This window comes from Pseudomonas sp. NFACC45 (assembly GCF_900113505.1).
GTDB classification, from domain to species: domain Bacteria; phylum Pseudomonadota; class Gammaproteobacteria; order Pseudomonadales; family Pseudomonadaceae; genus Aquipseudomonas; species Aquipseudomonas tehranensis.
The window spans coordinates 16,553-28,452 of sequence record NZ_FOPO01000014.1 but is presented as its reverse complement, the minus strand read 5'-3'; the positions used below and the strand labels follow the sequence as shown (position 1 = coordinate 28,452).

Genomic DNA, 11,900 nt, shown 5'->3' with positions numbered 1-11,900 from the left:
AGGATCAGGCTGCCTGATAGTTCAGAGCAAGCCAGCTTCAGCGAAAGAGTAGGGCTCACCTTCTCCGATGACGAAATGATCCAACAGACGGACATTGAGCCTTGGCAGCAGGTCGTTTAGCACCTTGGTGATTTCTTTATCCACGTTGCTCGGGTGAGTTTCGCCAGACGGGTGATTATGGGCGACGATGATCGCTGCGCAGTTATGCTCCAGAGCGCGTTGCAGTATCCGTCTTGGATAGACGCTCACCGAGTCAATGGTGCCGTAGAACAGCGGTTCATAGGCCACCACTCGATGAGCGCTGTCTAGGAAAAGCGCAGAAAACACCTCTTGAGGTTCCCCTGCAAGTTGGAGCTTTAAATATTGGCGAACGTCGTGCGGCCTTTCGAGGTAAGGACCGCGCTTGAACATACGCTGCTCCAGAATGGAGATCGCTTTTTCGACCAGCAGGTCATCATGATTAAAGGGTTCATTCTCTTGAATGGAGGGCTGGGCCGGTGGAAAAACTATTGTCATGGGAGACTCCGTTGACGAAAAGAGGCTCCCGTCCCAAAGGGCGGAAACCCCAAGGGACTGTGTGAAATAGAAGACCGAGCTGACTCGGAAGGGAGAAAGGTGCATCCACCACCGCTTGAGCGGAGATTCGCTAAAAAGGATGCTCAGCGAAAGACTTTGGTCTGCGCAGTGACGCTGCGCCGTAGCCTTAAGGACCAGAGCTACCTGGGCAGTTGCTAAGGGTGTCAGAGGTGACACGTCGTTGCCGGATCATTGTTATGAGAATGAAGGTCGCTGTCCCGATTTAAACCGTCCTGACAGCTCCCCACTTTTCATTCGTACTTCAACATCGTCCCTCGGCTCGATCACCCATGTGGCGTGGACCAGTATTAAATGGAGGAGCGCTCATCTGGGTGTCTGGCACGCGGTCAGCTAGCCTGTCGATTCATTCGCAAGCTTTCTTTGGCCACTGTTGAGTGGAGCGCTTCCGTCAAAAGATCCGCAAGTCGTAAAGCCACGTCCTGCTCCAATCTTCTGATTGTCCCCGTCCTAGGGGTGGCGCAACTGATAGTTTTCTCAGCGATACGGAGCGAGGAGATCACGCCCCATAGGTACCCGTCCAAGAATTGATTATCAAAGAGAACACGGCTTTCAGGCGCTTCCTGATAGTCCCAGTCCACTCTGAAATACTTCCCGTCTTTAGACACTTCGATTTTTGGCAACGATGCCTCTGAAAGAGACGCTTGTACTCGGCTCATTGACTGACCTCTTGAAGGCTTGGGGGCATGAGATTCACACAGTATGGAGAATGGTCGCCACGATGATGGTGTTAACCATCGCTATGAAATTGTAACGGTTCAATTCCTCGAGCCCGGTCTATGTTTTCTGCCATTAGAATGGCGGCATCGAGTTCGCTTATTCCATGTTCTTGCATGAGCTTGAACCTCGCAGCTTTCTCCTCAGGTTCGGTCATGGCCATGGCTAGATACAGGCTAGGTGGCACGGCGCGAAAGAGCGCCTCCATCGACTTGGAGAGCACGACGCCTTCGCAGTATTTTCCAGCCTCTTTGCGGGCTGACATCATCATCGTTTTTTGGGCAGGGCTGAGCTCGCGGAAACGCGCGATCTTCTCGACTTCGTCAGGTGGCATGCTCAGGCAAATCCACCACTCGATCATGTTAAGCATTGGCTCTGCGGCTTTGGGTAAGTCGTCAAGATTTTGTGTGGCCAGCCAGAACCAGGCACCGAGTTTTCGCCACATCTTGGTGATCTTTACGACGTAGGGTGACAGCAGGGGATTCTTGGTGATGATGTGTCCTTCGTCCGTGACGTTGATAATGGGCCGACCCTGGAATTGGTCACGTTCAGCGATGTTGTTCACTGTGTTGAGCAACGAAAGGTAAGCAATGGAGAGTTGAGCGTTGTAACCCTCACGAGCAAAGGTGGCCAGGTCGACAATGGTAATGTCCGCCTCCGGCCAAGGAGTACCGGGGCGGTTGAATAATTCGCCATCCAGCCCCTGACAGAACAGATCCATGGCCTCAGCCATCTCGAGTAATCGCGTCCGCCGCGACTCAGGCAAGCCAGTGTCTCGGCCACGATCACGCAATGCGTCGCGCACGTCCTGAGTCAGCACGGATCGATGCTCATCGGTGCAGCGTTGTGCCGCGTCGAGAATGCTCTGACGAATCAGACTACGGTCTGCCCGGGTCAGACGAGCCTCTTCTTTGTCTTCGCCCCCAGTGATCATCAGACGCGCCGTGATCTCCAACTCTCCAAGGACGTCTCGCTGCTCATCACCCTCCTGAGGAGCGACCGTCGCCTCTAGCCGCTCAGCATCCAATGTCTCGATTTCCTCAGGCGTTTCAATCAAGCGACGAGCATCTGCAAACGGCGCCAGGCTTACGCCGGCCCCGGGCGAGAGCTTCATATGATGCACCGTCAGGCCCAGGCGCTTGGCGAACTCAGCAAACAGCCCAAAGGAGTTGCCGGCCTCTACGATGAACAACCGTGGTCGATAAATGGCAGTGATCTGGTTGAGAATATTGTTGAGCGTCGCTGACTTGCCGGAACCGGTAGGCCCAAACAAAAACAGATGGGCATTCATTTGCCGATCGAGGCGGTTCAGCGGATCGAAGGAGAGGGTACCGCCGCCGCGATTGAAGAATGTGATGCCTGGGTGCCCCGTCCCTTGGCTGCGGCCCCACACCGGGGCCAGGTTCGCCGCGTGCTGTGCGAACATCAGTTGGCTGTACCACTGCCGTTTGTCCTTGGCCGGGTCGAAGACACACGGCAGCCAACGTAGGTAGCTATTGAGGGGGGCTACTTCGTCGTCCTCTCGTACTGGCTGCAATCCGGCATTGAGCATCACGTTGGCCAATTGCAAGCCGCGGGCATCCAGTTCCGCAATGTCTTTGCCACGTAGGAAAAACGCGAGGGATCCGCGATACAGTTTGTGAGCGCATCCGATAATTGATCGAGCCTGCTGGACATCTTGGCGGGTTTGCTCCGAGGCCAGTGTGTCACCCACGGATTTCTTGCTGAGGTGGTTGAGGTGAGCTTCCAGTACATCCTGAGGTGTGGCCACCAAGGTCAGACACATCATGGTGTCTTCTGGCATCTGGTCGAAGTAACTGTTGATGGCATCACCCTTGCGCGTCTCACCCGTCAAATGGCCTGTGTGGGGCACTGAGCGCATACGGTCCATCAACATGACCCGATGCGGCATGCTGTTGAAGGACCATGTGCCGTGGGCTGCATCAGAGTGAGGTTGGCTGAAGAACAGACGTTGAGAGAAGTCTGTGCCGCTGGCCAATTCGACTTCCCCGGGGGCTGTTTCCTCAGGGTAGGCGGTTAACTGATAGAACCTGTCCCGATCACTTGCCGCATCCCCCAAAAGCGTGGGATTGGGGTTGAACCAGCGCAGTAGCCAGTCGTAAATATCCTTTGCCTCAAGGCGTTGCGTCTTGAGTCCAGCACTGCTCAAGCCGGCCGTCAGCCTATCGCAAACATTGCTCAGGGCTTGTTCTGCGGAGTGGCCCTTTCTGGATGTCGCGACGGAGGCCCGTCGGTAAACAACCATTCGTACCCGCCGATTCTTTCCCTTCCAGGGTAGACGAGTGAGCGTGGTGTCCTCAAAGAGTCCCCCAGGCTTGGCAATCGCCTTGAGGTGGTGAGCAAAGAACCGTAAATAGAAATCACTGAAGGCGCTGTCTCGTGCTCGTGGTCGAAGGTACTGACCCAGCGTATTCAGGTAAGCGTCCCAGTTGGTTTCGTCTTGGGCATAGAGCTGCACCACCCATGGGTTGCTGTCCAGTTCGTCGAAGCTGTCCTGCAACACGTTTTCGAGCGTATCCCTGGCCTGCAACAGCCAGGCGGTTTCCCGGCCTTCGGTACCCAGTGGCATCAGCTCGAAAAAGGCCGCAACTGAAACGCCATCCTCCAGCAGCATGCACTTGGATTGGGGCAGGAATTCAACCCATGGCAGCCGCTCCACAAAGGACGGCGCCACGTCGTAAAAGGTGGTGTCGTCTGCTTCAGTTACGGGTTTGTTGTGCCAGCCACCGGGCCCCGCAATACCTCGCTCAGCGAGTTTCGCAATGTGCCGGCTCCAGGCATCCTGTTCCGTAGGCTCCGACGTTGACTCATGACATGTGTCCTGAGAAAAAAACCAGGCCATCAGTAGTCCTCCAGGCGTTCACCAGGCAGGGCGTATTGCACACGTTGGTGCAGTGGAAAAACGGTGCTGTACCCAGGCACCGGTACGGCTTCTGTGCCAGCCCGGTGAGGAAAGACGTACATCACGAGATCCGGATTGGGTAGCCGATGGAACTGACGCTGGATTTCGTTTTGTGCGGTCCGTGTATAGGGAGCCGAAAAGGAGGACACCAAAGGTTCTGTCAGCGGACGTCTCAAGGCTTGCCGCGCCTCAAGCAATCGTTGACTCGATTGGCCGTTACGCGAGCCGGTTGTTTGTCGATTCCAGACCTCCAACATGGTGCTGCCGTCATGGCTGAGCAGGTCTTGAGTATTGGTTGCGCATCCAGTCAGCGCGATAACGGCCAGCGCAGCCGCCATTGCTTCAATCCAGGTCCGTGGTGTCATGGCGACCTCCGAGGGTGTGATCGACTTTGCGTCCTTGAGGTTCGTAGTCGAGAGTCAGTGGTTGTTCGATATGAACGGCGATCTGTGCGCCAGGCTCCACGTACACGGCGGCGAAGGCTTGTCCGTAGAGTTTGTTGACCCATTGCGAGATGTCCTGCACACCGCTGGCCAGTAATCGATTCATGGCTTCACCGCTGGAGATCCCTACGGTCCCCATTGCACCGCCGCCATTGCCGGCATAGAGGGTCGTGCTGTCTGACTTGATCAAAGAGGCTGCGCCAACCCCGGCGGCCGTGATCAGGGCCTGTGAGCCCAAATACTGCTGAGCGTTGCTTCGCCGTTTGCCCGATACACACGGAATGCCATGTTGATCACTGATCCAGCCGAGACCTTCTTGCTGATGATTTGAGTCGCTCCTGGACTGTCCAGCAGACTCCTCACGACTGTCACCCGGTAGGGTTCGGATAGTGCCGTCGTGGAAAACGAAGGTGATGGAGCGGATCTGACCTCTGACGCAAGACAGTGTCCAATCACCCGACGCAGTACCACTGACGACAGCACCTGCGACCTCAGGGAGATCAATGCCGTTGGCCGTCAGGTTGTCGGCCCCAATCAGTACCTTGAACGGGTAGGGGTCATTAACGGTGCCGTCGATGGGGATTCTTCCAATGAGCGCTGTCATTGCCACGGAACCCATCAGCGTGGCATTGGATGGAACGGTATAGGTGGGCTTCAGCTGCCGGCTACCAGGGTCTCCGATAGCTCGTGTGGCGAAATTGTTTGCTATATCGCCCAGAGGGTTCTGAGCGGGACCGAAACGTGTCGGGAAGCTGAAACCCGGCTCGTTGGAGGTGTTCGCAGATTCTTTTGGTATTGCATCATCGGGCTCAATCCAGCGAGTACCGTTCTTGAATGCCGTGCCGTCGCCATCCTGCAAGCCTAGTCCCAGCGGCAGGTCCGACGGATCATCCGGCTGCTGCAAGGTACTCAGCTGCCGTTGAAGATCTTGTAGAAGCCATTGAGTCTCAGCGTTACCGTCATTGGTAGTGCTTTTTTCCTCCTGGATTCGTTGTCGTTCATTCTCCAGCGCGAGTTGAATGCGTTGCTCGATGACATCTGTGAATTGGCCCAACGATTCGGGTGCAGCCGTGCGAAGCTCGTTTTCGCTTATGGTTCTTTTCAACTCCGCCCGAAGCTGCCTGACCTGAGCAACCAGTGTGGCCACCGTATCGCTTGGCGTGTCGCCCTCCAGCCCCAGTGCCTTCATTTCTTCGGCGGTGAGCTGGCTTTCTAACTCTGGCGGTTCGGCTGGGGAGGGCTTATTGGAGAACACTTTCACAAGGATCAGCACCACAAGCAGCACCATCGGAACCATTAACCATTTGAGCAGCCCGTTACTTTTCATTTGGTCTCTCCTTCGGCGATGCTCCAAGTGCTTGAGGCAGGTTCAGGGCGGCATCGATCGGGCTAATCGTGGGAATCAACGCAGCCGCAATGCCTTGTCCACGAGTGGTGAGGTACAGCACCGTGGTGTCTGAGGGAGTGCCCCTGGGGCCAAGGAACTGATGTTGGAAGGTGGCCGTCGTGAAATCTCCCAACAGATATCGAGGATCCAGATCAACATGAGCTTGGGTTTGATTGCTGAGCCGAATGGCCGTAACCCAGTAATCATCCAACCGCCACGCAGCGAGCGCTTTGGCACTGATTGATAGGCTAGGCATTAATAGGTCGAGCGAAAGATCGGCCGGCAGGTTAACGGGTCTGACGCCGGTTAAAGGTTCTACAGTTCTAAGCGGTGCGTACAGGTTTTGGGCTGCATACCGGGTCAGCACGACTGGTACCGGTGTTTGTGGTACAGGTTCATGGACAGAGGCAGTCGTCTCGGAATGGCCATCTTTCGTGTGTGCTGGGTTTATGGGGGATTCGACGATCTTTATCGCTTCCAACGGCGGCTGACCCGCTTGAGCTACCTCAGCAGTGATATCCAGGAGAATCAGCTCTCCCGTTGCCGCGTCTTGTAGTTGCAAACGTGTCGGCTCGATCGGTTCATTGGCCCGCAGGTACACGGTTCCTCCAGCACTTTGGACTCGTAAGCGATCTCCCAGCCCGGCCGGCATACCGACCCGTACGTTACGTTCAACAAACAGCACGCGCTCTTCGCCAACAGCCAGCGGGACTGTCAAAGGCAGCCGCTCCCAGCGCATTAGCTCCACTGCTTGGCATTTGAAGAGGGGAAGAATCAGCGTTAGCCCCAGCACAACGGACGTTGCGAATGGATTCATGGGGCATCTCCCAACGGACGGTCCAGGGATCGTGTAGCAGGTGTTGAGGACGTGGGCAGTGTTATGCGTTGAGGCGTGCCTTCGTAGCAATCCAGGGCCAGTCCGAAGGGATTGAGCTCCGGGTCGATGTCGAGGCGTACGACCTTGATGGGATAGCGAACGAGTGCACGCTTAACCTGCTCGGCGCCGTGGTACTCATCGGCATTGATGTCCAAGGTGACCAGCCAATCATTGTCTGAGATTACTTTGACTCGGGTTTCCGGGTCGTCCCCGTAGCCGCGTCCAGGAATCTCATACACCCCGCGCATACGCTTTCTGAGCTCACCTAATCGATGGCGTTGGTCATAGTCCTGTTGAAAGAACGATCGGCACGCCGGAGTCAGATAGGCCGCCAGTGATTGCAGGTTACGGCTGTAGTCTTCTTCACCGTCGTTGGGCCAGCGGTTGAGCTGCTGGAAGATGTAGAAGGTGAATGCGTAGACAGATTCGGGAGGGATCTCCCACCACTTACGAGTGCTGCCAGAGCGCAGGTCCGGGGGGACATGGATGGTTAAATCTCGTGGGGCACTCCACCATCCGGCGCCTAACCCGACGACAACGAGAAATAACCCACCAGTGCAGAGCCTCAGCGTCCTGACATGAGATTGCAGGTGCAGGACCTCATTTTTAAACCGGCTCATGCGTCACCTCGACGCGTTACCCAGAAGCCGGAGTAGGTAATGAGTCCATGAATACCCAATTGGCGGCCCACGTGAGGGTATTTTGTGGCGAGCCTCCATTGGAGATGTCGATAAAGCCAAGTCTCCGGTCGACCGCGCTTCTGTCGACGTAATAACCCTCCGCCGAAGAAGAGTCCGGCTGCAATCGACAGTACGATCATGGTGGGGACCATGGCGATGCTGCTGGTGAGGCAGACTAGCGGTACGCCCAGAATCAGGCCAATTGCCGCTGATAATCCGGTGCAGATCCAGAGTTCATCTGCGGTCAATCCTCGAACGACAACAGGTTGTCGATTCAAGCGGTGGGGCAGGAAGGTGATGGTGGCCTTAGGCGCACTCTGTAGAGACTCCATGGTGCGTCGTCCTCACAAAATTCCGGTGGCTTTGGTCAGCAGCCAAATGCCGACCACCAGCATGACTGCACCCACCGCGATGCTCAGGCCGAACTGACCCCAGGTAGATCGTCCTGTATGAATTTCGGAGTAACGGGTGTAAGCGTGATAGCAGACACCGATGAACATGGAAGCAACCACTAGCAGCGCCACGAGCATCACGATGTCGTAGCCATAGTTTTGCATCGTATCCATGATGCCTTTGCCCGCACCGCGGGATGGGTCCTCCATCGTCGGTAACTTGCCTTTGGCCGAAGCCAAGGAGGGCAGTGCGCTGGTCCAAAGGGCTGGTACGACAGTGAATCTTTTGGAGCACGAGAGATAAAAGTTCATGGAAGATTCCATTGGCTTACGAAAGGAGGAGGTAGGTCAGGGCCAGGTACATCGCCATGAAACGGATCACCACGCCGAGGAACTGGCGTTGGTTCAGCCGTTGCTCAGCCCAGCCGGAATAGGCGGTTCGTATAGCCCAGGTGCCCCAGAGCAACAGCACCGCAAAGACGGTTGAAGTCAGAACCAGGGCGGTGATTGAAGGTGAGAAGCCACCGTTTGCTTGAAAAGCAGCGATCTGGGCGGTGCTCATTGATGAGGCACCGTTTCATCGAAATAACTGCCGTACAACGCCCCGGCGTCGCGAGGGGAGGCTCGCTTGGGAGACAGGTAGTCTTTGATTCCCGTACTGACACGATGGATATCCATACGTAAACGGACATAGTCAAAGTGATAGCGAGCCGTCTCGGGGGCTTTGATGAAATCATCGGCAGCGACGAGCCGCTCGATAGCCTTCAGCTCGCGAAGGACGGTGGCTAGGCGGGTATGTTCATCAACGATCTGATTGGCTGTTGCAGTGGCTGCTCCTAGGAGTGCGAAGAGCAGGCCAGTAGCTTTTGTGAGTGTTGGAGGTGAGGGAGTGATCATGGTTGAGCTCGTTCAGTCAGACGGCTCGATAGTGCTAGGGGGGACGTACTGATGCTGCGATCAATACGTCATGGGAGAAACCCCTATTGATCAGCGATATATCACTAGCAGCGGTCAGAGATATTTCTTGAATCTACTGGCTGCTAGGGAAAGAGTGATTGCCAGAAGAATCGCACCAGGTAACAGAATCCAGGCAGCATTCAAGCTCACCGGCAGCGCCAGGTAAATGACCCAGGGCCATGTCAGCAACGGCATCACACAGGCCTTGGCTCGATGGTAGACGTAGCCTGACTCACGACCTGCACCGAAGCGACGGATGTCACGTTGTACGAGCCCATCCACCAAGCCGATGAAGGCCGCCATAAACAACAGCGGCACTGAGAGAAACAGCACCATCAGCCGAACGACGAACACCAGGACGCAAAATGCCGCAGCGATCAGGTTGTTTTCCAGGTGCATATACAGCAGCGCAATGTAGTAATGAGGCTGGTGAGTCGCTTCAGCGTGGGCTCGGGCCGCACCCTCCGATGTTTCTTTCAGGGACCTGATGATTCCGGTTTTGATCAGCACACCGTCATACACCAGCTGGACAATTGCATTGGCGCTGCGACCTGGTTCTTGCACCAATGCGCTGCGTTTGAAGTCACTGGACAATTGGGTCAGCTCATATTCAAACATCTGTCTTGAATGCCGCCAGCCATCTTCAGGCCAGAAGGCATACATACCGATGCACTCGATTACGATGTTCAGCAGCAGCGATCCAAACAACACAGCGACAAACCGGAAGGGCAGCGTAATCAAACCGAACACAAATCCCTGTTGCTGCCGCTGCTGACGTTGCGCTGTCGATGACGGTTCGCTCATTCTTCGGTCTGCTCAGACGGTGCAGATTCTTCGAGTAAATCCGTTGGCAGTGGGGCATCTTGATAAAGCTCGGCTGCCAAATTCAACCAATCATCCGCCGCGACGTAACGTTTACGCATGTAGCTGGCCATCATTTGGAGGTCCCTGGGCATCACTTCATCGGGATCTGGTGCCGGGAGTGGCATGCGAATCTTCCAAAGCTGACCGCCTTCAATCAATCCGAAGGCCTGCCCTTTGGGCAGGGCGACCACATGGGCAGGCTCAATCATGGGTACTGAGGTCGCGGTGACTCGATCCTGGGTATTTGAAGTGAAGGCAGTGTTGCCATGCGGGTCTGAGCTGTCGGTAGCAGCGCTCATCACCGACGCCGTATACACCTCCACCTTGGGCAACTGGTTGGTGAGTAACTCAGCTGTGGCCGTTTCACGAACGCGCAACATGAACAGATTATTGAAGTTGCCGATGACCTGGCCCGCCTTGGCCCGGTTTCCGATTCGTGCCTCGATATCACTGAGCGTCTGGGTGTAGGCCGTGACCTGAATCCCGGCACCACCACCTTTGTTAATCATCGGGATGAATTCGTCTCCCATCAGCTCGTTGAATTCATCGGCATGGAGGTTGATGGGGATTTTCTTATCTGGCACTGCTTTATCCAACCCAAAGTCCACCCCGAACTTGTAGATGTGACCGGCCACAGACACCAGGTCCGAAAACATGGAGTTGCCCACGGCAGAGGCCACCTCGGCATCCGAAAGTGCATCGAGGCCAACGTAAACGACAGCACGTTTGCGCATGACTTCCATCCAGTCAAAGATCGGTCGCGAGTCATTCAGATTGGTGTAGTCGGGAGCCAATAGATGGGCGATCTCACCCGTGGTGAGTTTTTCCAGCAGAGGCAGTAGGGAGGCGACGATCTTGTCGAAATAGGTCCGGTCATAGCGCACGGCTGAACGCAGTCCGTCGAGCACAGGATCATACAGGCGTGCCTGCGCCAGGTATTGCTCAATCGCCACGACCCGTTTCTCACGACCCATCATGTGCCGCGGAGTGTTTTTTTCATTGATTCTGGCTTCCAGTTGCACGATGACGTCCCAAGCCTTGGGAGCTTTTTCGGCAAAGAAGTGAGCCGCATATTCGATGAACAGCGCGTCGATGTTGATCACGTGCCGTTGGATCAGCAAATAATCCGGACGTTGGCCCAGTTCAACCAGGGCACGAGCGATGATGTTGACGAAGCGCCAGGCAAACTCCCTGAAAGCAGCAGAGTTACCTTCACCGGATAGTTGTCCGGCAATTCGGGATGCCACCTCAGTGATACGCCCGAAACGGCCGATGGCGTTGTATCGGGCTGAGATTGTGGGTTGTCCTAGGTGAAAGACATAGAATTCGTCATCGCGACCTGCACGTTGGGTCTCAACGTACATGCGCTTGAGCAGCTCGGCATCACCCTTTGGATCAAAAACGATGCAGACCTCGCCGCGACGAATGTCCTGGCTGATGAATAGCTCGGCAAGTCGAGTTTTTCCAACTCGAGTTGTGCCTAGCACCAGCGTGTGACCGACCCTCTCACCCAAGGGGAGGGTGACATCCAACTCTTGAAGCTCTACAGCATGGAGCCGTGGCATACCCCCCACTGGCGGTAATGGTCTCATCGGGTTCAGCGGATGGTCCCAGCCAGTGAGACGGGGGAGCTGGCTCAACGGGTGAGAGGAAAATTCAAGTCTTGCTTCCAGCCGGCGTGCCCACTTGTGCAGAATCGAGGGTTCTACATAACGTCGGAATTCCGGTCGGTAAGTCTGCATCAGTCGGTGGGTATGGCGTTGATCCCAACGAAATCCTTTTCCCACAAACAGGCGCTGATGACTGACTGGGATTTCACGGCTGGTCATCATATAGCGTGGCAATCGCCTCATCTGCCTGCGATAGCGCAAAACGGTGCATGCCTGGTTTAGGCGAATGACGCCTAGAACCGCGAAGGCGCAGGCCGCGGCTGCACCGATACCAGGCGCCAAGGCCAATGACCACGGTGCCGAGATACATAGAATCGCCCCGGAGCTGCATGCAGCGACGCTGTACAACTCCACCGCCGGTCGTAGCAGCGTTTCAATGCCATGGTTGTGCGTCAT

The 11,900-nt window shown here is 55.7% G+C and carries 12 protein-coding genes; all 12 read right to left on the bottom strand.

The features are described from left to right. Positions 1-21: 21 nt before the first annotated feature. Positions 22-516: a RadC family protein gene (radC, locus tag BM132_RS23945; protein WP_092459192.1), complete on the bottom strand. Its 495-nt coding sequence runs from the start codon at positions 514-516 to the stop codon at positions 22-24. 808 nt (positions 517-1,324) lie between these two features. Continuing rightward, positions 1,325-4,174: a conjugative transfer ATPase gene (locus tag BM132_RS23935; protein ID WP_092459189.1), complete on the bottom strand. Its 2,850-nt coding sequence runs from the start codon at positions 4,172-4,174 to the stop codon at positions 1,325-1,327. Beyond that, positions 4,174-4,599 carry a TIGR03751 family conjugal transfer lipoprotein gene (locus tag BM132_RS23930; protein WP_092459187.1) on the bottom strand — a complete coding sequence of 142 codons (426 nt, stop codon included), beginning with the start codon at positions 4,597-4,599 and terminating at the stop codon, positions 4,174-4,176. Before BM132_RS23930 ends, BM132_RS23935 begins: the two co-directional genes overlap by 1 nt. Next, on the bottom strand, positions 4,577-6,004 hold the full coding sequence (locus BM132_RS23925; protein WP_092459185.1) for a TIGR03752 family integrating conjugative element protein: 1,428 nt from the start codon (positions 6,002-6,004) through the stop codon (positions 4,577-4,579). Before BM132_RS23925 ends, BM132_RS23930 begins: the two co-directional genes overlap by 23 nt. Further along, positions 5,994-6,881, bottom strand: coding sequence for a TIGR03749 family integrating conjugative element protein (locus BM132_RS23920; protein WP_092459183.1), 888 nt, complete (start codon positions 6,879-6,881; stop codon positions 5,994-5,996). The genes BM132_RS23925 and BM132_RS23920 overlap by 11 nt, the downstream gene beginning before the upstream one ends. After that, on the bottom strand, positions 6,878-7,561 hold the full coding sequence (locus BM132_RS23915) for a PFL_4703 family integrating conjugative element protein (RefSeq protein ID WP_092459181.1): 684 nt from the start codon (positions 7,559-7,561) through the stop codon (positions 6,878-6,880). Before BM132_RS23915 ends, BM132_RS23920 begins: the two co-directional genes overlap by 4 nt. Further along, positions 7,558-7,953, bottom strand: a complete 396-nt coding sequence (locus BM132_RS23910; protein ID WP_092459179.1) for a TIGR03750 family conjugal transfer protein — start codon at positions 7,951-7,953, stop codon at positions 7,558-7,560. Before BM132_RS23910 ends, BM132_RS23915 begins: the two co-directional genes overlap by 4 nt. A gap of 12 nt (positions 7,954-7,965) precedes the next feature. Next, the gene (locus BM132_RS23905; protein WP_177218212.1) at positions 7,966-8,325 is read right to left on the bottom strand and encodes a TIGR03745 family integrating conjugative element membrane protein; all 360 of its coding nucleotides are present in this window, start codon (positions 8,323-8,325) and stop codon (positions 7,966-7,968) included. A gap of 16 nt (positions 8,326-8,341) precedes the next feature. Continuing rightward, on the bottom strand, positions 8,342-8,575 hold the full coding sequence (locus tag BM132_RS23900; RefSeq protein ID WP_063321928.1) for a TIGR03758 family integrating conjugative element protein: 234 nt from the start codon (positions 8,573-8,575) through the stop codon (positions 8,342-8,344). Further along, a complete protein-coding gene (locus tag BM132_RS23895; RefSeq protein WP_092459175.1) occupies positions 8,572-8,910 on the bottom strand; it encodes an integrative conjugative element protein, RAQPRD family in 339 nt (112 codons plus the stop codon). Before BM132_RS23895 ends, BM132_RS23900 begins: the two co-directional genes overlap by 4 nt. Before the next feature lie 114 nt (positions 8,911-9,024). Beyond that, positions 9,025-9,774, bottom strand: a complete 750-nt coding sequence (locus BM132_RS23890; RefSeq protein WP_092459173.1) for a TIGR03747 family integrating conjugative element membrane protein — start codon at positions 9,772-9,774, stop codon at positions 9,025-9,027. Then, positions 9,771-11,900 carry a type IV conjugative transfer system coupling protein TraD gene (traD, locus tag BM132_RS23885; RefSeq protein ID WP_092459171.1) on the bottom strand — a complete coding sequence of 710 codons (2,130 nt, stop codon included), beginning with the start codon at positions 11,898-11,900 and terminating at the stop codon, positions 9,771-9,773. Before traD ends, BM132_RS23890 begins: the two co-directional genes overlap by 4 nt.

Bases quoted from the DNA above. Each gene is read 5' to 3' on its own strand.
- BM132_RS23910 (WP_092459179.1), bottom strand. From the start codon at position 7,953: ATGGAGTCTCTACAGAGTGCGCCTAAGGCCACCATCACCTTCCTGCCC.
- BM132_RS23900 (WP_063321928.1), bottom strand. From the start codon at position 8,575: ATGAGCACCGCCCAGATCGCTGCTTTTCAAGCAAACGGTGGCTTCTCA.
- BM132_RS23935 (WP_092459189.1), bottom strand. From the start codon at position 4,174: ATGGCCTGGTTTTTTTCTCAGGACACATGTCATGAGTCAACGTCGGAG.
- radC (WP_092459192.1), bottom strand. From the start codon at position 516: ATGACAATAGTTTTTCCACCGGCCCAGCCCTCCATTCAAGAGAATGAA.
- BM132_RS23930 (WP_092459187.1), bottom strand. From the start codon at position 4,599: ATGACACCACGGACCTGGATTGAAGCAATGGCGGCTGCGCTGGCCGTT.
- BM132_RS23905 (WP_177218212.1), bottom strand. From the start codon at position 8,325: ATGAACTTTTATCTCTCGTGCTCCAAAAGATTCACTGTCGTACCAGCC.
- BM132_RS23890 (WP_092459173.1), bottom strand. From the start codon at position 9,774: ATGAGCGAACCGTCATCGACAGCGCAACGTCAGCAGCGGCAGCAACAG.
- traD (WP_092459171.1), bottom strand. From the start codon at position 11,900: ATGACGCACAACCATGGCATTGAAACGCTGCTACGACCGGCGGTGGAG.
- BM132_RS23895 (WP_092459175.1), bottom strand. From the start codon at position 8,910: ATGATCACTCCCTCACCTCCAACACTCACAAAAGCTACTGGCCTGCTC.
- BM132_RS23925 (WP_092459185.1), bottom strand. From the start codon at position 6,004: ATGAAAAGTAACGGGCTGCTCAAATGGTTAATGGTTCCGATGGTGCTG.
- BM132_RS23920 (WP_092459183.1), bottom strand. From the start codon at position 6,881: ATGAATCCATTCGCAACGTCCGTTGTGCTGGGGCTAACGCTGATTCTT.
- BM132_RS23915 (WP_092459181.1), bottom strand. From the start codon at position 7,561: ATGAGCCGGTTTAAAAATGAGGTCCTGCACCTGCAATCTCATGTCAGG.